Raw genomic sequence first — 22,412 nt, 5'->3', positions numbered from 1 at the left:
CAGATCAGGATTTTCTCAGAATTTGAAACGCATCCCTGCGGCCAGCTCATTCTGCGAGGTGAATCCGTTGGCCTGTGCTGCCAGGTACGTACCATCTGTGCTCAGACGGTCAAATGCGAGATACAGTTCGGTGCGTTTGTCGAAATGGTAGAACACCGAGCCGTACCAGGTTTTGCGCTTGCCGGTTGCCGTCGCGGTGGCATTGCCGGTATTGGCAAACGCATTCAGCACGTAATGACTGCCGTTGACCGCCGCATTCGTGGCATTCATGGTTTGCCAGCCGAGTTCGTAATCAAATGCGCCGCCCGGTGCAAAACGGGCAGATACGGTGTAGGCCTTGTCGCTGCGGTTACCCAGTGCCAGCGGCTGATCGGCGGTGTAGTTGAAGTAACCGGCATTCAGGCGCACCATGCCCACTGTGACGTTGCCGCCGAGCGAGTAGGAGGTGTGGGTGTAGCCATTCACATTGGCTGTGTTATAGAAGGCGGAAACATTGGTCATACCGCCGTTATAGGCGACACCAACAGCTTTCGTGGTGCCGGTGGAATTGTCACCGGGATTGCCGCCGACCTGATAGCCGACACCAGCCACGAACTCGCCGATTTTTTTCTTCCAGACAATGCCTTTATCATAGCGTGTGCCGGTAGCGCTGCCGGAGTAGAAGATCAGTTGTTTGAAGTCGTTGTTATTGGTATAGCCGCCTTCTTCCAGCGTCACACCGGCTGAGCCATACGGATCGCCATATATTTTGGAAAATTCGCGTGCCAGCGTGTTCTGGCGGCCAAATGTCAGCTTGCCGAGCGATTCGCTTTCCACACCCAGCCAGGCATCGCGGTTAAACAACACACCTGGCGTATCCATGCTGCCGGTAGGCAGTTCATATTCGCTTTCGAGTTTGAAAATCGCTTTCAGGCCATCGGTGCCTTTCAGACCGTGTTCCCCCTCGATACCCCAGCGGTTGCCGCTGAACCAGGCGACCGACATATCTTTTTGTGTACTGCCAGCTTTGTCGGCATTGGATTTATTGCTCATGCTGAGATCGATCAGGCCATACAGACGGACGCTGTCGTCGCCGTGTTTATACACCAGACCTTCACCGGCATTCTGCGATACTTCACCTTTGATTTTTTCAGCTTCGGCGACTTTTTGTCTGGCTTCGGCGGTCGCCTGCTGAATTTGCATGAGGGCATCTTGTGCCTGTTGTGCTGCTTTCTGGGCTTCGGCGGCGGCTTTTTGTGCCTGAATCAAAGCCTGTTGCAATTCCTGCACCGATTGCGCCTGCGCTGCAGAGCCGAACACGGCCATAATGGCCAATGCCACTAATTTCTTTTTCATTGCTTTGTCTCCATGATTGTAGAAAGTGTATGCAGCACTGTTTGGTGTTTTTTATGTGTGCACCAGCGCACTGTAATCAGGTGAAACCTTCAATCAGCCTACAGTCCGGCATGTGTTGGAGAAATGTAACGCGGCGCCGCTTCTTGTTTTGCCGCGCCTGAAAATCCTTTAGCCTTCGGCGTATGAAGATACTTTTAGTTGAAGACAACCGCGAACTATCCTCCTGGCTGACGCGCCTGTTAACGCAGTCAGGCTATGCGATCGAGCAGGCCCAGAGCGGAGAAGATGCGATTCATCTGCTGCGGACGCAGACCTATGATGCAATTTTGCTGGATCTGACCTTGCCGGGCATTCAGGGGCAGGCCGTGCTGAAAAACCTGCGCTCCAAAAATAACGCAGTGCCGGTGCTGATTATCAGTGCACTCGATTCCCTGGCTGATGTGATTGAACATCTGAACCTGGGCGCGGATGACTACCTTGCCAAGCCCTTTGATATTCAGGAGTTAGAAGCCAGATTACGCTCATTGCTACGCCGTTCCAGCGGCCAGATCAATCCGGTGATGACATGCGGCGGCATCATGTACGACAGCAATTCCAAGCAGTTTTTCAGCTACGGTCATGTACTGAGCCTGACGCCGCGTGAACATGCAGTGCTCGAAGCGCTGATCCGTAAGGCAGGAAAAACCGTTTCCAAAAAAGAGCTGACCGATGGCCTGTTCACCCTGAACGATACTGTGACGCCGAAGGCGCTGGAAATCTACATTTTGCGGCTCAGAAAAAAAATTGAAACTTCCGGAGCGCAGATCATCACCCTGCGCGGCCTAGGATACATGCTGACTTATGTTGCCCCTGAATAAAAGCCTGAAAAGCAGACTGATCCTGTGGGTGTTTTTACCGACTTTACTGATCTCTGCCATCGACCTGTATTTCACTTACCGGGCAACCGGACATATTGCCACGCTGGTGCAGGAACAATTGCTCAAAGGCTCTGCGCGTATCATTGCTGAACAGCTGGTGGCACAGGAAGATGGCTATGAAATCAGTATTCCGCCCGCTGCATTTGAACTGTTTGCAAACCAGTATCAGGATCACGTTTTTTATTCCGTGCGCAGTAAAAGCGGGCAGCTGATCGCGGGTGACGAAGAGCTCGGTAATCAGGCTCCGACGCTGGGTGTCGAACAGGAACGTTATTTCCTCGCCACAGTACGCGGCGAACCGGTGCGGGTGATTGCCTATGCCCATGCGATTCCGAGTGCCAACCCCAGTGAGTTTGCCGTGACGCAGGTGGCGCAGACGCTGCAGGGACATCATGCGTTCAGGGAGCAGCTGTTTTTTCTGGCGATCCGCGAAAAATTCATTCTGGTTGTGATCGTCACCGTTGGTCTGTTCATCGCATTTGGCTGGACGCTTGCCCCGCTGATCCGCTTCGGAGAGAGCCTGTCGCGCCGTCAGCCGGGTCTGCTGGAGCAGGTGGATGAAAATCAGGCGCCCAGCGAGTTGCGTCCGGTGATTGCCGCGTTGAATAATTATGTGTTTCGTCTGAATCAGACGCTGGTATCGTACGAAACCTTTGTCGCCAATACCGCGCACCAGCTCAGGACTTCCTTTGCCATCATTACTTCACAGATTAATTTCGGTATGCGTCAGCCGGAAATGGATGCACAGCAAAAAGATTTGCTGCAGGCGATTCAGAAAACGGTAGTCCGCTCTACCAAAGTGATTAACCAAATGCTGATTCTGGCTGCTGTGGAGCAGAACCGGCAGGTGCAGCAGAATTTTGTGGCGGTCGGTTTTGCTGAAATTATCCAGACTGCGATAGAAGAACTGGCTCCGCTGGCGCACCAGAAAAATATTGATCTCGGTATCGATGTGCTGGATGAACATCTCCTGATCCAGGGCTCCGCCACGCTGCTGCGTGAACTGGTGTTCAATCTGATCGATAACGCCATCGAACATATGCAGGCCGCGGGAAGCGTGACCGTGAATCTGCTGTCAGACAATGGGGACTCCGTGTTGCAGGTGGAAGATACCGGGCCTGGGATTCCCGAAGCGGAACGTGAAAAAGTTTTTGGGCGCTTTTATCGTCTGAATCCTGCCAAACCCAACAGTTCCGGGCTGGGGCTGGCGATTGTCAGGGAAATCTGCGAAGTGCTGGGTGCCGCAATTATCCTCAAGACACCGGCAGGTGGTCAGGGATTGCTGGTCGAAGTGCGTTTTCCTGCTGCGTAAACCTGAGCGGCCGGCATCGCCATTTCCCGCACCAGGATGTCGTTTGATCTGCATCAGACAAGATACGGACACGCGTTGCAAATGTCATTTGCATGACTGCGCTTTTGCTGCTCTGGCCTTACCATCTGAGTGAAATGTTGATTTGCCTGTATTCATTTGTATGGAAGAACAATAATCATGATGTCCGCCCAGGAACTGTACCGCCAGAAACTCCGTACAGCGGAGGAAGCTTTGCAAGAAATCCGGAATGGTGATTTCATCATTGTACCTACCGGCGTCGGCGAACCGCCGGCTTTACTGACGGCCTTATCGGAGCAGCGCCGGCAGTTTCAGGATGTCAAGGTCGCGCAGATTCTGGCAGTCCGGAAATACGGCTATTTCGATCCGGATACCGCAGCCCATGTGCGGCATGTGGCTTTCTTTTTTGGCGCTGCTTCCCGTGCCGGTGGCCAGTGTGGACAGACCGATTTCATCCCGAGTTATTTTTCCGAAATGCCGATGCTGATTGAGCGCGGCCTGATTCCTTCCGATGTGGTGTTTGCGCTGGCCTCGCCGATGGATGAGCACGGCTATTTTGCACTCAGCCTGGCCGCAGATTACACCATGGCAGCGATTGCCAGGGCACGTGCCGTGATCCTCGAAGTCAATCCGAATGTACCGTTCGCCAACGGTCAGTGCCATGTGCATATTTCTCAGGTCAGCGCTCTGATTGAAAACAGTGACGCCGTTGCGGAAGTGGGCTTGCCGGTCATCGGCCCGGTACAGGAGGCAATTGGCAAATACGTGGCGGATATGATTGATGATGGTTCTACGTTGCAGATCGGATATGGCGGTATTCCCGATGCCGTCGTCATGCAACTGACCAATAAGCACGACCTTGGCGTGCATACCGAAATGATCGGCGATGGCATCCTGACTCTGGTGGAAAGCGGCACAGTCACCAATCGCAAGAAAAATTATTTGCCCGGCAAAATGATCGCAACGTTTGCGCTCGGCTCCAGAAAACTGTACCAGTTCATGCACAGAAATCCTGCACTGGAAATGCACCCGGTTGATTTCACCAATGACCCCTGCCTGGCAGCCAGAAACGATAAGCTGGTCGCGATTAATGCCACGTTGCAGATTGATCTGCTCGGTCAGTGCGGCTCGGAAAGTCTGGGGCATCTGCCGTATTCCGGCACTGGCGGACAGGTGGATTTTGTGCGGGCCGCCAACCGTTCCCGGGACGGCAAGGCATTTATCGTGTTGCCTTCCACAGCCAGGAATGACAGCATCAGCCGCATCGTGCCAACCCTGACGCCAGGCACTCACGTGACGACCGGAAAAAACGATATCAATTACGTCGTGACCGAATACGGTGTGGCGCAGCTGCGCGGAAAATCTGCCAAACAGCGGGTTCAGGAATTGATTGCCATTGCGCACCCGGATTTCAGGGCGGAGTTGACGGCAGAGGCAAAACGGCTGCAACTGATGTAAAACAATCCGGCCGGGCTGGCCGGATTTTTCTACAAAATTAAGGCGGCACCATGAGTAAGCTCATGTTGTTTCATCGCGCATGTATGCTATCGGCTCTTTGGGCGAGTCTTCCTATGATGTTCTATCGCCAGGAATTTAGAATTGGTATGCAGATAAAAAATGAGCAAAATTTCATTAAAACTCATCTGATAGTGCCATAATGGCATTTTAAATTGCCAATAAAATGCTTATGAAATTTTCATGTACACTGGCAGCCCTGCTGCTGTTGCCATTGCTGGTTGCAGCACAGACTCCGGTATTTAAATGTGAAGTGGATGGCCGCACCGTCTGGTCAGACAGTCCATGCAAAGGAGCTGGTAAAGTTGTTACTGTGAAAGCCTTATCCGGGCAGAAAAAAGAGGGAGCCGACCCGCAGGACAAGAAATTGCCTCCTGCTGCGGGTAACCGGAGATAAGCCGAAGATTCGCAGTGGGATAATGTTGAAGCCCAATTAAAAATGGCCTGCTTGCACAGGCCATTTTTTGTGAGCTGCTGTTCGTCTCTGCTAAGCAGGAGTAAAACAAGCTGCCGGATTACTTGATTTTCGCTGCATCATGATTACGTTCTTTAACGTCGGCATTGCGTTCGTGACGGTCATGGCGTAAATCTTTGCGGTCTTTGTTCAGATCGCGTTTTTCCTTGTTGATTTCGCGCTGTTCGTGTTCGCGGCGTTTTTCCATTTTTTGCGCATCGGTCATGTCGCCTTTTTTGATATCGGCATCTTCAGCGCGTTGATCGGCATTGCGTGCTTTGCGGTCTTGTCCGATTTCTTTTTTGTCCTGAGAAATGTCGCGTTTATCGTGACGGATTTCACGGTTTTCCTGACGGATTTCCTTGTTGTCCTGTTTTACCTGATTCACGGCAGTGCTGCTGGCCGGAGTCTGGGCGAATGCACCAACCGAAAAAACGGTAGCGATAGCAGCGAGAATAAATTTGGTTTTCATGATCTGGTCCTTTGTTTCAGCGGGTAGGTTGGAATCGGTGATTTTTTTTTGAGACATCATGTTGTCTCTGTGTCTGATAACGCGGTACCTGAGCATCACGATGACAGGCAGTACAGCGGATGTGTAACGCTGTGTAGAAGCGTAACTATGTTTGTAACAAGTGTTAAAACGCAGTAGCTGCCCGTGAGGAGGAACCCGAAGTGCGACTGCCGGGTAGCATAGCGCCGCCCGGCAGTCGCGATTGAGCAGTGTTCAATCGGTGATACCGCGCCGTTGCAGGGCGGCTCTGACTCCTGCGGCGTAGGCCGGATCAGCTTGCTCAAACAAGTTCAGTTGGCGCTGGCGGACGTCCCGGCTGACCTGTGACAAGGGCGCTGCCAGATTGTCGAACAGGTTCTGCTTACTCTGTGCGGACAGCAGACGGAACAGGTTACCGGCTTGTGTGAAATCGTCTTCCTTTCCACGTCCGTCATAACGTCCGGTTTGTCCGTGCAGGGGCCAGCCGGAGTCGCCATGCCCCAGTCCGGCAGGGGCGCTGCCCTGTGCCTCCACGGTGGCGTAGTTGGACGCCGCGCCGTCATTGTGTATCGCCATACTGCCATCGCGTTGCTGGTTGTGAAATGGGCAGCGTGGCGCATTCACCGGCAGGTGCTGGTGATTTGTGCCAACCCGGTACAACTGCGCATCGTGATAAGCGAACAGGCGGCCTTGCAGCATTTTGTCCGGTGAATAGCCCATGCCGGGAACCACGTTGGCAGGTGAAAATGCGACCTGTTCGACTTCAGCATGGTAATTGTCCGGATTGCGATTCAGCTCCAGGATGCCGACGGGATGCAGTGGAAAATCTGCATGTGGCCAGACCTTGGTCAGATCAAAAGGATTCCATCCGGTGCGCGCTTCCCAGTCTTTCAATTGTTGTTCTGTCGCGACTTGGATCCGCATTTCCCAGCGCGGGAAATCTTTTTTGGCAATCGCCTGGAATAAGTCGCGCTGCGCATAGTCCGGATCGCTGCCTGCAATCCGGACGGCATCTGCCGCCGACAGGTTTTTAATCCCTTGCAGGGTTCGCAGATGCCATTTGACGAATACTTTGTCGCCATTGGCATTGATCAGGCTGAAGGTATGGCTGCCAAAACCATCCATGTGACGATAGCCGTCAGGTGTGCCGCGATCAGAAAACAGCATGGTGACCTGGTGCAGGCTTTCCGGTGCCTTGCTCCAGAAATCAAACATCATTTCAGGGGATTTCAGATTGGTTTGCGGATCGCGTTTTTGAGTGTGTACAAAATCAGGAAACTTGATCGGGTCTTTGATGAAGAACATCGGGGTGTTGTTACCGACCAGATCCCAGTTGCCTTCTTCCGTATAAAATTTCACGGCAAAGCCGCGCGGATCGCGCTCGGTATCGGCGCTGCCGCGTTCTCCGCCGACGGTGGAAAAACGTACGAAAACTTCAGTGTGTTTGCCGATCTGGCTGAATAATTTTGCCTTGGTATAGCGGCTGATATCGTGTGTGACGGTGAAACTGCCATAAGCACCCGAGCCTTTTGCATGGACTACCCGTTCTGGGATCCGTTCCCGGTTGAAGTGTTGAAGTTTTTCAATCAGATGAAAATCTTGCAGCAAGAGTGGCCCGCGTTCGCCGGCACTGATGGAATTCTGGTTGTCTGCAACAGGAATGCCGGAAGCGGTAGTGAGTGTGGGTGTCATACGGTTTCCTTTCGATATCAGAAGTGATGTGGGGGAAAAACGGTAGTGTGACACAGTATAGGACAAGAAAAATTATTGATCAATTTGATTGAATTTATATTGTCGATAGTTATTTCTAAATAACAATAAACGCTGCAGCAGCGGTGCATTTCATGATTCGTGCAGCAATCAGGGCACAGGCGGAAATTTAATCGGCATTTGTTGCCCACAAGCCGTGACGCCTTGTTACACTCCGCATATCTTATATCCTTGCAGAGTGTGTCATGTTGCCTACCCTGATCCGTCCTGTCTGCCTCAGTTGTGTGTTACTGATGATGTCCAGCGCTCCGGCACAAGCTGGCTGGTTTGATTTTTTCGGCAGGGTGAAAACGGTAGCCGGATCGGGCAAGCTGCAAAAGAAGAGTAAGAATCTGGATGCTTTTAATGAAGTCGATATCAGCCTGCCGGCACAGATCGAACTGCGGCAGGGAGACAGCGAACATGCCGAGATCGAGGCCGATGACAATCTGCTTAACCTGATCGAAGTGGTGGTGGATCACGGAACCTTGCAGATTCGTCCGGCCCTGAAAAACAGTATTCCGTACAGCAAACAGCTGCGCATTACGGTGTACCTGAAAAATCTGGCAGAGCTGAAGATTTCGGGTTGGGGCAAAGTACATGCCGAGCACCTGCAGACACCGGGGCTGCATGTGGCGATCAGCGGTTCCGGTAACGTGCAACTGCCGGAGCTGCATGCCGAAGCGCTGGACATTGATATCGGCGGCAGCGGCCATTTCGATGCATCCGGTACGGTGCCGGTGATCCACGGAAAAATCGGCGGCTCCGGTGCACTGCAAATGGGGCGGCTGGAAGCCAGCGACGTCAGTCTGCGGATCGGTGGTTCGGGCTATGTGCAGACCTGGGCTAAAAACCGGCTGGACGTGACGATCGGTGGTTCGGGCGAGGTGCAGTATTACGGTGACCCGAAAATCAGTAAAACCATCGGCGGCTCCGGAAAATTCCAGTCGCTGGGCATTGCGCCGCAGTAAATCTCCGGCAAGGACAGCGCTGTTCCGGCAGAAAATTGTCCGCAGGCGCTGTCTCCACCCTATAATTCTGGCTTTCCCAAGATTCACCTGTGTTTCTGAACCATGCGTTTGCGTCCAAGACTTTCCCTGATCCTGCTGTGTTTGCTGATGTTGCTGATGGGGGGGCTGTTCCTGACGCTGGCGCTGGTCTGGGCGCCGGACAAAAGTGTGGAAGAGCTGAAGCCGAAATGGGCGCCGCCGCCTTCACAATTCATCCAGCTGCAGGGGCAATCCGTGCATGTGCGGGACGAAGGCTGGCAGCAGGATCCGGTGCCGGTGCTGCTGATCCACGGCACATCATCGAGCCTGCATACCTGGGAACCCTGGGTAGCCGGACTCAAAAGCGAGCACCGCGTCATTACGATGGATTTGCCGGGCTTTGGTTTGACCGGGCCGAATGCCGATGGCGATTACAGCGATACAGTCTATACCCGTTTCATTCTGAGCCTGATGGATGCGCTGCATCTGAAGCGGGTGATTCTGGGCGGTAATTCGCTTGGTGGTGAGATTGCCTGGCAGGTGGCTGCCGCTGCCCCGCAACGGGTGGAAAAACTGATTCTGGTCGATGCCGCAGGCTATCCGTTGACCCCGCTATCGGTGCCGCCGGGATTCCGTATTGCCCGTATACCGGCGCTGGCCTGGCTGATGGATTACTGTCTGCCGCGCGTAGTCATTGAGCGCAGTGTGCGCGATGTGTTTGGCAACCCGGAAAAAGTCACATCTGCGCTGGTCGACCGTTACGAAGCAATGTTGCTGCGTGCCGGCAATCGCCGGGCTTTGCGCCAGCGCCTCAGTCAGCTCAATACCGGCGGTGATGTGGAGCAGATCCGGCAGATTCATGTCCCTACCCTGATTCTGTGGGGCGGCAAAGACAGGCTGATTCCACCGGACAATGCGCTGCGATTTCAGCAGGAAATCAGCGGCAGCAAGCTGATTATGTTCGATGAACTTGGACACGTGCCGCAAGAGGAGGGCCCGGTGGTCACGCTGGCGGCGGTCAGGATTTTCCTGCAATGAATTCCGGCTGAATGACGCCTGCTGTGGCATGCCAGAAACACATGCCGGCGTCTGAAGATTGACAATGGGCATGCGGTGCTGCGTTTTTGCACTGTCACCTGCCGCTTGCTTTGCTTCTTTTTCTGTATTTTTCCCTCTGTGCTTCGCTGTTGTTTCCTCTGGTACAAGCTGGATCGTTTTTTTTATATACAATTTTTGATATGTATTTAGGTAAAAAACTTCGTTGTTACCGCAGGAAGTCTCCACGTATGATGATTTTCCATTAAGCCGTTCCTGGCGCAGAATTTGCGTAATCCGCTTTGCCGGCATCTGTCCGGGTGCTGGTTTGCAGAAGATAGCAACACAGTCAGCACACTGAAGACATCAATAAGGGAAATCTATGACCATGCATGTGACTCCGTTCAGCACACTTTCCGCCACATTCTCCACGCCGCCCGCGGTGCTGTTTCCCCGCCCCTTGCTGGGGATGTTAGTAGCGGCGCTGCTGGCCGGGGAAACTTTAACTACCCCGGTTCAGGCTCAGACTCAGGCCGATACGACATTACCTGAAGCACAGAATGTGATTGTGACCGGCACCCGCAGTACCCGCCGCACAGTATCCGATTCGGAGGCGCCGATTGATGTCCTGAGCAGTAAGGACCTGCAGGCAACCGGCAGCAGCGAACTGGGTACGGCGCTGAGCCGCCTGCTGCCGTCGCTGAATTTTCCGCGCCCGGCGATTGCCGACGGCACTTCATCGGCGCGTCCCGCGCAGCTGCGCGGGCTCTCGCCCGATCAGACGCTGGTACTGGTGAATGGCAAACGCTGGCACACCAGTGCGGTGGTGAACGTGAATGGCACGGCCGGCCGCGGATCTGCTCCGGCTGATCTGAACACGATCCCGGTATCGGCGATTGAACGTATCGAAGTCCTGCGTGACGGTGCCGCTGCGCAATACGGTTCGGATGCGATTGCCGGTGTGATTAACATCATCCTGAAAAGAGGAGCGGAGGGTAGTGAGATACAGCTGGGCGGCGGCCAGTACAGCAAGGGAGACGGCCGGCAGGAAACGTTCAGCGTCAATACCGGCACGGTACTGGACAACGGCGGCTGGGTACGTTTGACGGCAGAGCAGAAGCATCAGGGTGAGACTAACCGCGCCGGTGCGGATTTCCGTAATCCGGCAGAGCCCTTGTACGGTCGTGTGAATCAGAAGCAGGGTGATCCGGAATTACGCCAGACCAATCTGGGATTGAACGCGGCGCTGCCGATTTCCGGTGCGCTGGAGTTGTATGGCTTTGCCCAGTTCAGCCGCCGCAATACTGATGCCGCGGCAACCTGGCGCACCGCCTATACCAGCAGTACCAAGCTGCGCACGCCTTTGTATCCGCAAGGGTTTTTACCGAACGAAGCTGCTATGAATACCGATGTGTCCACCGTGGTCGGTATCCGTGGAAAGAGCGACAGCTGGCGCTGGGATGCCAGCCTGAATTACGGTTCCAGCGAATTCAGTCTCGATGTCAACAACAGCGTGAACCTGAGCCTGGGCGCTGCGAGTCCGACCCGTTTTTATGCAGGCAAGCTGAAAAACACCTTGACGGTTGCTAACCTGGATCTGGCGCGAGAGCTCGACGTGGCCGGTCTGACGAATCCGCTGACGCTGGCGCTGGGGGCGGAATACCGGCGCGATCAGTATGACATCGGTGCCGGTGAGCCGAATTCCTATTTCGGCAGCGGCGCACAGGGTTTTGCCGGGTTTCAGCCGTCGAATGCCGGCAGCAGCCAGCGTCACAGCGCATCGGTGTATGCCAATGTGGAAGCGGAATTCAGTCGCCAGTTCAGCAGTTCATTTGCTTTGCGGCATGAAAACTACAGCGATTTCGGTAGTGTGACGGCGGGTAAATTATCCGCCCGCTATGCGCTGTCGGAACAGTTCGCCCTGCGTGCAGCCGCGTCCAACGGCTTCCGCGCACCGTCGCTGGCGCAGCAAGGCTATACAATTTCCACCACCAATCTGATTACCATTAACGGTACCTCGCAACTGGTTGATACCGGTACATTCGGTGTCGCCACGGCTGCCGCCAAAGCGTTGGGCGCCAAGCCGCTGGAAGCGGAAAAATCACGTAACTATAGCATTGGCGCGGTCTGGCAGCCTCGCCAGAACCTGTCATTCAGCGTTGATACCTATCAGATCGATATCGATAACCGGATTCTGTACTCCGGTAACCTGATTTTGCCAGCCAGCCTGCAAAGCGTGCTGGCGCAGCAGGGCGTGCTGGTCGGTGCCGCCCGTTACTTCACCAATGCGCTTGATACCAGCACCCGCGGCGTTGATGTTGTCGGCACTTATCAGCTGAATCTGTCCGGCGGCGGCAAGCTTGGTCTTACGCTCGGCTATAACCACAATGACACGTCGGTCAGCCACGTAACAGCAAATCCGGTGGTGCTGGCGCAGAATAACCTGCTTCTGATTGATCGTCAGACGATTCTGCGCACCACCGTTGCCAGTCCCAAAGACAAGCTGACGCTGGGGAGCGATTACAGTAGCGGCTCATGGCTGACACATCTGCAGGCGACGCGTTACGGCAGTTTTGTTTCGCCGCAGAATAACCCTGCACTGGATCAGACCTACGGCGCGAATATAGTGTTTGACGCGGCGGTCAGCTACCGTACCGGGCGCTGGACTTTGTCAGCCGGTGTGGATAATCTGACCGACCAGTACCCTGATCAGGTTACCTCCAGCGGCAATCTGAATACCGGTGGCACGCTGCCTTACAGTACCTTCTCACCTTATGGTTTCAATGGCCGCTATGTCTATGCCAGAGCCGCCTACGCCTGGTAATGGCGTGACCGGCGCAACCGGAAAAACCGGCTGTATTACCCGGTTTTTTCGGAGTGAAATAAAAAATCTGGGGAGTATGTGTAAAAAGAGGCTGATTGTCAGCGTAAAAAAAGGCGTTTAAATATACTCCCTCCCAGTATATTTAGATGAATTCAGGCCGTAAAAAAGCCTGCAGCAGTTGCAACAGCTGTACGGGCTGCTCCAGCGGCGACATGTGGCCGCAATCGTCGATGATGTGCAGCCTGCCGTTGGGTAAGGCTGCGAGTATGTTGTCTGCTTCCTGCAGACTGCGCATCTGATCGTCGCGGCTGGCAATCACCAGCACCGGGCAGGTAATGCGACGCAGCTCGTCGTGTCCGTCGGCGCGCACGATGCTGAGCTGGCGCATGAATACCTCCGCTCCCAGTGACCGCGACATTTGCTGCAAATGTTGCAGCAGGGCGGCATCTGGTCGTTGCGGATGCATCGCCCGCATCAGCGCGCTGCGGGTCTGGCCGCGGAAGGGAAACGTTTGCAGCATCCGGATTTGCTGCTGGTTGGCAGCCAGTTCAGCGACCGTGCTGGCGCGTGCCGACGTGTTCAGCAGCACCAGCCGCCGCACCCGTTCCGGCGCCAGCACCGCGATGCGGCGCGCCACATAGCCGCCCAGTGAAAATCCGATCAGGTCGCAACGGGCCGGCAATTGCGGCAGGATGCGTTCCGCCATGGCGTTGATATCGCTGTCTTGCGTGATGCCGGCGAGCTGCAGCGCCCCCCATTGCTGCAGTTCCGGCTGTATGGCTTGCCACAGCGTGTGGTCGCACATGAACCCGGGGATCAGGACGATATGTGTTGGCGCCGGTGCGACAGTGGGAGGGTGTTCAGGAATCATGGTTCAGCGTTCACAGGTGGCGCGGGTTCTCCCGCAGCAGGAGCGCCGATTGTAGGCGCCGCTGACTGCCACGACAAGCAGTGAACCGCCAGCTGCGTTCAGTCCGGCAGGAACGGGTAGCGCCGGATCAGCTCAAAGGGCGCACCGGGCGTTGTTTCCACAAACAGCGCCAGATCCTGTATCAGCAAGGGCGCGTCAATTGCAAAATAAGCCTGTGCGGCTGCGGCAATGGCGGCCGCGGAATCGGAGTTGTGCAGACCATCGGTCAGCGTCATGTGAAAACGGAATTCCTCCGCCGTGTAGGGATAGCCCCAGTGCTGCAACAGGCGCAACTGACGCGCACTGAGTTGCTGTTGCTGGCGGCGTGCCAGTTCTTCGGGACGCAGCGGTGCCCGCAGATGATCAAATTCGCTCACGCACTGCATTGCCAGCCGGTCAATCTCGCTGCTGTCGCCGCCCGGGCGCAATGCCAGAAAGGAACCCAGCCATTCCACGCGCGGCACAGGAATCGTAATCACCTGTTGCCGGCGGCAGAAGTCTTTGAGCGCCGTATCCAGCTGATCGGCATCGCAGCCATCTGCCAACCGGAACGGCGCTTTCAACGTGGCATGAAAACCGTAACGGCGTGCATCTGCCGTCAGTGTATGCAGGACGCGCGGTGCGATATCCGCGATCTGCACCTGCTCTAGTTCCTGTCCGGACGATGGATCGCGTCCCAGCCAGCGGCAGCCGGCTTGCCACCAGAGGCTGTCTGCAGCAGGCGCAAAATACAGGGCGTAACGTGTCATGGACTGCGTCGGTGGACTGGAGACTGGAACGGTCACACGGGGCGTCCGCAGCCGCACCGGACTGGCAGCGGGCGGCAGGATGCCGGGAATAGTATTGGACGGATTATGCAGCATTCAAAGACTTTAACAGTCTGTACTCAATACAAAAGACGGAGTATCTGCATATTTCGGAAGAATATTCCGTTTGATTTGCTTCACAGTGCGTCTCAGAAGATTGATGCAGTACAAACCGGTGGCAGATTCAGGATTGTTTATTTTACAAATAAGCGGTCTGCCCGCTATCTGATGGTAAGCTGTTGCCTGTGTCGGTGCAGATGCTGCAAACCGATTGTTTTTTTCCCGTATTGCGACCACGATGTTATCTATTCATTCACCTGCTTCCACCGGATTTTCCATCGGCAATGCCCGTATCGTCACTGCAGATCAGGTGTTGCATGGCACACTCAGCGTGCGTGACGGCCTGTTTGCGGAGCTTTCGTCCGCGGCAAATGGCAGCAGCGCCGATGACTGGCAGGGTGATTATCTGTTGCCGGGCATGGTGGAGTTGCATACCGATAATCTGGAAAAACATCTGATGCCGCGCCCGAAAGTGCAATGGCCGGTACTGCCGGCGATTCTGGCGCATGATGCGCAGATTGTGGCGGCAGGCATTACCACGGTGCTCGATGCGATCGGGGTCGGTGATATCGATCCGGAAAGCGTGCGCACCCAGACGCTGCATGCCTGCGTGCAGGGACTGCGCTCAGCACAACAGGCAGGATTGCTACGCGCCGATCATTATCTGCATCTGCGGCTGGAGCTGGCTGAGGCCGACCTGCTCAGCCTGTTTACCCCGTTTTTACAGGACGACCGGCTGCGGCTGGTATCGCTGATGGATCATACGCCGGGGCAGCGGCAATGGGCCGACCTGGAACATTACCGCACCTATGTAACCGGCAAGCGTGGCTGGAGCGAGCAGAAGGTCGAACAGATGCTCGGTGTGCTGTATGAGCGGCAACAGCAACATGCTTCGCACAACCGCCGCGCCGTGGTGCGCCTGTGTCGCCAGCAGCCATATCCGGTGCCGCTGGCCGCGCATGACGACACGACGTCTGACCATGTGCTCGAAGGGGTACGGGACGGCGTCTGCATGTCCGAATTTCCGACCACTCTGCAGGCGGCTCGTTCTGCGCGTGAACACGGACTGGCGATCGTGATGGGGGCGCCGAACCGGGTGCGCGGCGGTTCGCATTCCGGTAATGTTTCGGCCAGCGAACTTGCCAGACATGGGCTGCTGGACATGCTGTCGTCCGATTATGTGCCTTCGAGTCTGCTGCACGGCGCATTTCTGTTGCAACAGGACGGCTACACGCTGCCACAGGCGATAGCTGCCGTCAGCCGCACTCCGGCGCGCCAGATCGGTCTGCATGATCGCGGTGAAATCGCCACTGGCCTGCGGGCAGATTTTCTGCGGGTTCGTTGTATCGACGAGGTTCCGGTAGTGCTCGGTGTCTGGAAACAGGGACGTCAGATCGCCTGATGAGGTTTTCAGTGTGGCAGACAGCTACCGGCTGGCTTGCCATACCTCGTGAATCGCCTGTAATGCGGCCGCTGCCGGGGCCGCAATGCTGGTATCGGACTCCCGTTCTACGGATGCTTCGCGCAGATTAATACGCAACAGATGCCCATGGTGCCGCTGCATGGTCTGCAGGCTGAAATGTTCGTGCATCTGCTGTTCCTCAAAGCCTGCTTTCTGAAACTGACCATCGACATTGCTGGTGAACACCGAACATGCACCGGGCATCTGAGCCGCCCATTCCCTGAGTATCCCGAAGCCCGCATGCGGCCTGGTGTTACGGTACAGTTGCCGACGATGGCCGTAAAATCCTCAGGCCAGCTCCGGCACTTGCCGTAACGCTTGTGGCGAGGCAATCGCATAAAACGGTATCTGTTATCGTCCGAGTGCCGGATAATGGGTCCAGAAACCCGGGTCGCCACGGAAATCCGGCAAGCCTGAATCAACGCCCATATCGGCCCCGGCAGCAATCACCAGCGTATCTGCTTGCAGCAGCCGGACTGCCCGTTGCAGCTGTATTTCCGGAATCATGGACACGGCTTACTCGTAGTAGTGTGTGATTACAACACTTTGCTACCCTTTCCTGCCACTGGCAATCGGATGACAGGGCGCTGCATGGAATGCCCGTTTTTTGTGCCTGATGATGCCCGCGCGTGGTGCATTGCACGATTTTCTTGCCAGTCAGGATATTTTTTGCCTGAAATCAAAAGGGTGAAATATTTTTTAATGATCATTTCCAATTGACAACACTATGGGGCGCGGTTAGCTTACTCTGGCATTTGAGCTGGTATGGCATCGAAAAAAAACATATCGCCACTGACCGGACAGAAAACAGGATTCATTCAAATTGAGAGGGAGATACCCATGCGCAAGCGAGTTTTGATGTCGGTGGCGGGAGCGGCAACCTTGTCCGCTATGCTGTGGAGCCCGCTGAATGCGGCGCGGGCGGAAGAGGCGACGATCCGTATCGGTGTGATCGGCCCTTTCACCGGGAAGTCGTCCACTGACATGGGTGAGAGTCTGCGCGGCGGTGCGCGGGTATTCCAGAGCGATCTGAACCAGATCGGCGGCGTACTGGGCCGGAAAATTGAATTGATCGAGCGTGATGATCAGGCCAAGCCGGAAGTCGGCGTGGCGATGGCGAAGGAGTTGATCGAAAAAGAAAAAGTTGTGGCGGTTGTCGGCTTTGCCAACACCGGCGTGGCGCTGCCTGCCGCCAAAGTTTTTCAGGAGGCGCATATCCCGTTGATTATCAGCGTGGCGACCGGCGCTGCAATTACCAGACAATTCATGCCGCCTGCCGTGCCGGACAGCTATATTTTCCGGCTCGCGGCCAGCGATAACCTGCAACCGGTAGCGATGCTGAATGATGCGATTGACAAGCGTAAGCTGACCCAGATCGCTATCCTGCATGATGACAGCCCTTACGGTCAGTTCGGCAAAGACAGCCTGGTGGCGGAAATGCAGAAACGTAAAATGACGCCGGTCAGCATCGGCAGTTTCAAGGTCGGTGATCAGGATATGACGACGCAGGTCATGCATGCCAAACAGTCCGGTGCGCAGATCATCATGCTGTATTGCCTGTCCACGGAAGCAGCAATGGTGGCCAACAGCATGAGCAAGGCCAAAGTCAGCCTGCCACTGGCGGGATCATGGACGCTGTCGCAGCGCAGCTTTGCCGAAATGGCCAGCACTAACGTCGATGGCGCACGCATGCCGGTGACATTCATTGAAAATGATTCCAGCCGCAGCAGCAGTTTTTCGTTGTCTTATCTGCGGCTCAATAATGTCAAACATATTCCGTCTGCCGTATCGGCGGCGCAGACTTACGATGCGCTGCGTATCTTAAGTCTCGCCATCATGCAGGCGAACTCCACCGAGCCGGACAAGATCCGGGATGCGCTGGAGGATATGAAATACGAAGCCACTTCCACCGTGATTTCCCGCTACAAAAAGCCATTTTCCAAAAATGACCATGAAGCGATTGCGCAGAATATGGTGTTTACCGGAGAAATCCGTAAAGGCCGGGTCTCTTTCGCTTACCGCGAAGATGCCAACAGCAGCCTGATGGTCAGAACTAAGTAAGCGTTTCCGGTGCAGGAGCAGTTATTTATTTATCGCTGCTCTTGACCACCGTGACCGTGCAGCTGGCTTCTGCCACCACCTGCGCCGATACACTCCCGAGATAGCGACGCAGCGCCGAGGTGCCGCGTGAACCGATGATGATGTGATCGACGTCGTTGTTATGCGCGTATTCGATGATGGCCGTTGCCGGATCAGACGCCTCCAGCACATGGAAGGTGATTTTGTCGGAACTCATGTTCAATGGCCGTGCCCAGTGTTTCAGATCCACCAGCTGTTTCACATGAATATTTTCGCCCTGCTGGATCAGACTTTCATCCATGCCGATGCGGCTGACCTTGCGGATGGTCAGACATGCCAGACGTGCACCTGGCTCGGTCTGCAACATGCGGCGGGTAATGTTGCGCAGATTTTCCGCCAGCGATTCTGAGCCGCGCGTCAGATCCAGCGCTGCCACGATGATCGGTGCTTTCGCCAGCTGCTCTGACACACTGTGCTGCGCGACAGGTTCAATTCCGGAAGCCTTCAGCCTTCTTTTGATGACGGACAGATAGCCGTCCTGCTGGCTTTTTTCAGCCCGTGCGGTCAATGTCAGCTGATCAGGATGCTGCAACAAAAACGCCAGCTGAGCCGCCGTATCGAAGCGTGCTGCGGGTTCCACTTCCAGACAACGCAGGATAATTTCCTGCAGCCAGCCCGGCAGATCGGGGCGATGACTGCGTGGCGGCACCGGGTCGCGGTACAGACGTTTTTTCAGACCGGAGACCGACGTCGGATGACCGAAAGGCCGTTCGCCGGTGGCGAGGTGGTACAGCAATACGCCGAGCGAAAACAGATCGCTGCGCGGCTCATTGCGCACTCCGAGCACTTGTTCCGGCGAAATATACGGGCCAGTGCCCATCGGCAGGCGGAATTCCTCATCCAGTAAATCCGGCAGGCGGTCGTGGCGCGACAGACCGAAATCAATCAACACGGCCAGTCCGTCGCGGAACATGATATTGCTGGGTTTGATATCGAGATGAATCACATGCTGGCGGTGCAGATCCTGCAGCGCATTGGCAACCTTGATACCGATACTGACGACTTCGCTGACCGGCAGCGGCGCATGCTCAAAACGGCTGCGCAGCGATTCTCCGGCAATCTGCTCCATCACGATATACGGTTGCGCATCGAAATCGCCGGAGCCGAAGTAGCGCGGCACATGCGGTCCTTTGAGCTTGGGCATGATCATCTGTTCGACTTCAAATGCCACGATCGCGGTCGGATCGTCCGTTGAGTACAGCAACGGCACTTTCATGATCAGCGGCGGGACGCCGTTTTCCAGACCCGGCTTGCCGATATGCCGCTGGCGCAGATCGGTGACCAGCCATAGAGCAGCCATGCCGCCGGTATGCAGTTTTTCTTCCAGCCGGTAGCCGTCGAATTCCATCCCGGTTTGCAGGCTGTGCGGACTCATGCTAATTCCCTGTCAGTAAGCGCGATGCCAGTGCTGCCGGCAGACCGGCATCCAGAATTTTTTTTGCAGCAGCTTCATGGTCGTAAGGTACACGGAAGTAGGTCAGGTCTTGTGTCTCGGTGTCGAACGTGGCATAGCAGGCTGCCGGATTACCGTCGCGCGGCTGACCGGCAGAGCCGGGGATGACCAGCCAGCGTCGTTGCTTACTGAGCGGAATGCTGTTTTCCGGGGTCGGCAGGAATTCGCCGGTTTTGCCGGTCAGCGTCATGTGGTACAGCGTCGGCAGATGCACATGGCCGCAAAAAGTGATGGCTGCCCTGGTGGCGTGCATACTGCGCATGGCTTCCATCACGCCATCGATGTATTCCCATTTGTCCGGCGCCCAGGCATTGGCATGAACAAACAGCAGGTCCTGCCATTCGATGCGGTAAGGCAGCTTGCGGATGAAATCGAGCTGATCGGTATTGAGCTGGTCGCGCGTCCATTCGACCACCTGGCGGGCGACCGGATTCATGTTTTGCCGGTCTTCCTGCAAGACGGCGATGTCGTGGTTGCCCATGATCGCCCAGCTGCCCTGGGTAACATGGTCCATCACGGTCTGCAGCACCCAGCCTGGATCGGCGCCATAACCGATCAGGTCTCCCAAAAACACATAGCGGGACACATTTTGCTGCTGCGCATGTGCCAGGCAGGCTGAAACAGCCTCCCGGTTGGCGTGCAGATCGGTCATCAGGGCAAGCAACATGGTTAATCCGTGAACAAAATCGTTTACATGAATCCTAAGCCATCAGCCTAACACAGGGCTTACAGGGCGCAACAGATTAAAAAATCCGGAAAAATCATCCGTGCTGCTGCCGGTATTGCAGATAGCCGCGCGCCCGCAATTCACAGGCCGGGCAACTGCCACAGCCATAGCCCCAGTCATGCAGCTGGCCGCGTTCGCCCAGATAACAGGTATGCGTGCCGGCACGGATCAGGTCGATCAGGACGTTGCCGCCGAGTTGCGCTGCCAGCTCCCAGGTCTGGGTTTTGTCTATCCACATCAGTGGTGTTTCCAGCTTTAGCCGGGTTGCCATGCCCAGATTCAGCGCCACCTGCAATGCTTTCATGGTGTCGTCGCGGCAATCCGGATAGCCTGAAAAATCGGTTTCGCACATGCCGCCGACCAGTACATTCAGGCCGCGCCGGTAAGCCAGCGTCGCCGCCACCATCATGAACATCAGGTTGCGGCCCGGTACAAATGTATTTGGCAAGCCGTTTTCCTGCATTTCAATCGCGATGTTTTCCGTCATGGCGGTATGGGACAGCTGCGAAATCAGGGACAGGTCGATCATGTGGTCTTCGCCCAGCCGCGCCTGCCATTCAGGAAAAAAACTGCGCATTTTTTCCAGTAGCGCAGGCCGCACCGTCAGCTCGATGGCATGGCGCTGCCCATAATCAAAACCTATGGTCTCGACCCGCGCATAGCGCGATAGCGCCCAGGCCAGGCAGGTAGTGGAATCTTGTCCGCCGCTGAAAAGTACCAGGGCGCGGTCTTGCTGATTTGAAAGGGTCATAGTTGAAAATGTCATCAAAAGATCAGGAATGCAGGCGATGAAAGTCTTTGTGCATTCTGCGGTCAGGATGGTAATGTTCGGTTGAGATGAATGTTAACGCAAGCCCATGAGTTTTTCTAAAAAATTTCTGTCCTCATCCCTGCTGTCGGTGATTGACCAGGCGATGTTAAGCGCCCTCAATTTTGCAATCGGCGCTTTGCTGATTCGCATGGTGGACAAAGATGTCTATGGCCTGTATGGCCAATTGTACGCGGGCGGCCTGTTGGCGGGACTGGTGGTGGATTCATGGATTTCCGGGCCGCTGACCACGGTGGCCAGCGCGGTGCATGACAACACGCGGAAAATCCTGCTGCGCCGTTATTGGCAGCGGCAGATATTCTGGACGCTGATGTCCGGCGCACTGGCATTCTTTGTTGTCAAATGGGTGCCGGCAGCCACCCATCTGCAGGAACGCAGCTGGCTGCTAGCCGGCGCATTCGGCGCGTATGTGATCGGTAATGGCCTGCGCGAATATGGCCGTACCGTCGGTTTCATCCAGTCTGATCTCGTCAGTGTGTTACGCCAGGATGCCATTTACGTGGCGACCGTGCTGGCAGGGCTGATCGCTCTTTACTCGCGGCAGCAGATTGCGCTTGAATATCTGTTTCTGCTGCTGTCTGCGGCTTCCGTCCTGTGTACGCTGGCGGGGCGCCCGCGCCTGCTGGCAAGAACAGTCGCCGACACCCGGATGGAGGCAGGCGATGCCGAAGTGCTGCAGGCGCATCAGGAAACCATCCGCGGACATGGTCAGTGGGCGGTGCTGGGCGTGGTGGTGGGCTGGCTGTCCAATTACAGCTATGTGTATCTGTCCGGAGCCTGGCTGGGTTTGGCGGCAATTGCCGATCTGAATGCCTCGCGCCTGCTGCTGATGCCGATTCCGCTGGCGGTGTCGGCCTGGTCGCGGGTGGCACGACCCGAAGCCAGCCGCCTGATGGCAGAACACAACTGGAGCGGCCTGCGCAAGCTGACGCTGGCGTCGATTGCCGGAATTGAATTGGTGGTGCTGGCGTACGTGGTGCTGTTGCTGCTGACCCTGCCGTGGCTGGAAGCGCAGGTCATCGGCAGCAAATACAGCGGCCTGGATCCGCTGATCCTGCTGTGGGGTATTTACTTCGCCACCAATGCGGTGCGGATTATCGGCACCTCGTGGCTGATGAGCGGCGGCGCTTTCCGCGCCATGTTTTTCCTGGGCAGCGTGACGCTGGTATTGGTGATAGCGATTACTTACGCAGCGATTCCGTACTGGGCAGCGGCGGGTGCCATCATGGCACTGATTGCGGTCGAGTTATTCGAAATGGTCGTGGTTTGGCGTTTTATTCTGCCGCGCCTGCAGCGCCAGCGCCAACACGCTCGACAGATGATGTGACGTATACGTTGTGTCACATCATACTGTGCGTTCTGACGAGTCGATTTCGTCGGTTTTGCCA

21 protein-coding genes are annotated in these 22,412 nt (G+C 55.7%); 10 read left to right on the top strand and 11 right to left on the bottom strand.

What is annotated here, in order from left to right; translation table 11 throughout:
* Window positions 1–15 precede the first annotated feature (15 nt).
* Complete coding sequence (locus HV832_RS00960) at window positions 16–1,335, bottom strand: porin (protein ID WP_223827302.1); 1,320 nt, start codon at window positions 1,333–1,335, stop codon at window positions 16–18.
* 182 nt (window positions 1,336–1,517) lie between these two features.
* On the opposite strand from HV832_RS00960, the gene HV832_RS00955 reads away from it, so the two are divergent.
* From HV832_RS00955 to HV832_RS00940, 4 genes are all read left to right on the top strand, one after another.
* Entirely contained in the window at window positions 1,518–2,192 is a 675-nt protein-coding gene (locus HV832_RS00955; RefSeq protein ID WP_176801676.1) for a response regulator, read from the top strand.
* Window positions 2,176–3,564, top strand: a complete 1,389-nt coding sequence (locus HV832_RS00950) for a sensor histidine kinase (RefSeq protein WP_176801675.1) — start codon at window positions 2,176–2,178, stop codon at window positions 3,562–3,564. Before HV832_RS00955 ends, HV832_RS00950 begins: the two co-directional genes overlap by 17 nt.
* Window positions 3,565–3,744: 180 nt before the next feature.
* On the top strand, window positions 3,745–5,040 hold the full coding sequence (locus HV832_RS00945) for an acetyl-CoA hydrolase/transferase family protein (protein WP_176802067.1): 1,296 nt from the start codon (window positions 3,745–3,747) through the stop codon (window positions 5,038–5,040).
* Window positions 5,041–5,269: 229 nt separating this feature from the next.
* Window positions 5,270–5,494, top strand: coding sequence for a hypothetical protein (locus tag HV832_RS00940; RefSeq protein WP_176801674.1), 225 nt, complete (start codon window positions 5,270–5,272; stop codon window positions 5,492–5,494).
* 118 nt (window positions 5,495–5,612) lie between these two features.
* Here the strand turns inward: HV832_RS00940 and HV832_RS00935 are convergent, their stop codons facing one another.
* Both HV832_RS00935 and HV832_RS00930 read right to left on the bottom strand, forming a co-directional pair.
* Window positions 5,613–6,023 (bottom strand): hypothetical protein, encoded by a 411-nt coding sequence (locus HV832_RS00935; RefSeq protein ID WP_176801673.1) that lies wholly within the window; start codon window positions 6,021–6,023, stop codon window positions 5,613–5,615.
* A gap of 252 nt (window positions 6,024–6,275) precedes the next feature.
* Entirely contained in the window at window positions 6,276–7,733 is a 1,458-nt protein-coding gene (locus HV832_RS00930; RefSeq protein WP_176801672.1) for a catalase, read from the bottom strand.
* A 263-nt stretch (window positions 7,734–7,996) separates the two neighbouring features.
* On the opposite strand from HV832_RS00930, the gene HV832_RS00925 reads away from it, so the two are divergent.
* From HV832_RS00925 to HV832_RS00915, 3 genes are all read left to right on the top strand, one after another.
* A complete protein-coding gene (locus HV832_RS00925; protein WP_176801671.1) occupies window positions 7,997–8,761 on the top strand; it encodes a head GIN domain-containing protein in 765 nt (254 codons plus the stop codon).
* Window positions 8,762–8,863: 102 nt separating this feature from the next.
* A complete protein-coding gene (locus HV832_RS00920) occupies window positions 8,864–9,817 on the top strand; it encodes an alpha/beta fold hydrolase (protein WP_176801670.1) in 954 nt (317 codons plus the stop codon).
* 379 nt (window positions 9,818–10,196) lie between these two features.
* Complete coding sequence (locus HV832_RS00915; protein WP_223827303.1) at window positions 10,197–12,638, top strand: TonB-dependent receptor plug domain-containing protein; 2,442 nt, start codon at window positions 10,197–10,199, stop codon at window positions 12,636–12,638.
* A gap of 142 nt (window positions 12,639–12,780) precedes the next feature.
* Here the strand turns inward: HV832_RS00915 and HV832_RS00910 are convergent, their stop codons facing one another.
* A complete protein-coding gene (locus tag HV832_RS00910; RefSeq protein ID WP_176801669.1) occupies window positions 12,781–13,509 on the bottom strand; it encodes an alpha/beta fold hydrolase in 729 nt (242 codons plus the stop codon).
* A gap of 98 nt (window positions 13,510–13,607) precedes the next feature.
* Window positions 13,608–14,411, bottom strand: coding sequence for a DUF1045 domain-containing protein (locus tag HV832_RS00905; RefSeq protein WP_176801668.1), 804 nt, complete (start codon window positions 14,409–14,411; stop codon window positions 13,608–13,610).
* Window positions 14,412–14,652: 241 nt separating this feature from the next.
* Between HV832_RS00905 and HV832_RS00900 the strand changes: the two genes are divergently transcribed.
* Window positions 14,653–15,816: an alpha-D-ribose 1-methylphosphonate 5-triphosphate diphosphatase gene (locus tag HV832_RS00900; RefSeq protein WP_176801667.1), complete on the top strand. Its 1,164-nt coding sequence runs from the start codon at window positions 14,653–14,655 to the stop codon at window positions 15,814–15,816.
* 24 nt (window positions 15,817–15,840) lie between these two features.
* On the opposite strand, the gene HV832_RS17550 is transcribed toward HV832_RS00900, so the two are convergent.
* The 3 genes from HV832_RS17550 to HV832_RS00890 form a co-directional block, all read right to left on the bottom strand.
* Entirely contained in the window at window positions 15,841–16,080 is a 240-nt protein-coding gene (locus HV832_RS17550) for a hypothetical protein (protein ID WP_317889330.1), read from the bottom strand.
* 147 nt (window positions 16,081–16,227) lie between these two features.
* Window positions 16,228–16,389, bottom strand: coding sequence for a hypothetical protein (locus HV832_RS17545; RefSeq protein ID WP_317889331.1), 162 nt, complete (start codon window positions 16,387–16,389; stop codon window positions 16,228–16,230).
* Between the two features lie 23 nt (window positions 16,390–16,412).
* Window positions 16,413–16,586, bottom strand: coding sequence for a hypothetical protein (locus tag HV832_RS00890; protein ID WP_176801666.1), 174 nt, complete (start codon window positions 16,584–16,586; stop codon window positions 16,413–16,415).
* Between the two features lie 130 nt (window positions 16,587–16,716).
* Here HV832_RS00890 and HV832_RS00885 point away from each other — a divergent pair, with 130 nt between their 5' ends.
* Complete coding sequence (locus HV832_RS00885; RefSeq protein ID WP_223827304.1) at window positions 16,717–17,937, top strand: ABC transporter substrate-binding protein; 1,221 nt, start codon at window positions 16,717–16,719, stop codon at window positions 17,935–17,937.
* Between the two features lie 25 nt (window positions 17,938–17,962).
* Here HV832_RS00885 and HV832_RS00880 read toward each other — a convergent pair whose 3' ends face one another.
* From HV832_RS00880 to queC, 3 genes are all read right to left on the bottom strand, one after another.
* On the bottom strand, window positions 17,963–19,390 hold the full coding sequence (locus HV832_RS00880; RefSeq protein ID WP_176801665.1) for a bifunctional serine/threonine-protein kinase/universal stress protein: 1,428 nt from the start codon (window positions 19,388–19,390) through the stop codon (window positions 17,963–17,965).
* A 1-nt stretch (window position 19,391) separates the two neighbouring features.
* On the bottom strand, window positions 19,392–20,135 hold the full coding sequence (locus tag HV832_RS00875; RefSeq protein WP_176801664.1) for a metallophosphoesterase family protein: 744 nt from the start codon (window positions 20,133–20,135) through the stop codon (window positions 19,392–19,394).
* A 94-nt stretch (window positions 20,136–20,229) separates the two neighbouring features.
* Entirely contained in the window at window positions 20,230–20,946 is a 717-nt protein-coding gene (gene queC / locus HV832_RS00870) for a 7-cyano-7-deazaguanine synthase QueC (protein ID WP_176801663.1), read from the bottom strand.
* A gap of 106 nt (window positions 20,947–21,052) precedes the next feature.
* Between queC and HV832_RS00865 the strand changes: the two genes are divergently transcribed.
* Window positions 21,053–22,351 (top strand): lipopolysaccharide biosynthesis protein, encoded by a 1,299-nt coding sequence (locus HV832_RS00865; RefSeq protein WP_176801662.1) that lies wholly within the window; start codon window positions 21,053–21,055, stop codon window positions 22,349–22,351.
* The last annotated feature ends 61 nt before the right edge of the window (window positions 22,352–22,412 follow it).

The organism is Cognatundibacterium oligocarboniphilum, from assembly GCF_013377855.1.
GTDB lineage: Bacteria > Pseudomonadota > Gammaproteobacteria > Burkholderiales > Burkholderiaceae_D > Undibacterium > Undibacterium oligocarboniphilum.
The sequence above is the reverse complement of the archived record's forward strand: the minus strand, read 5'-3'. Positions and strand labels throughout refer to the sequence as shown.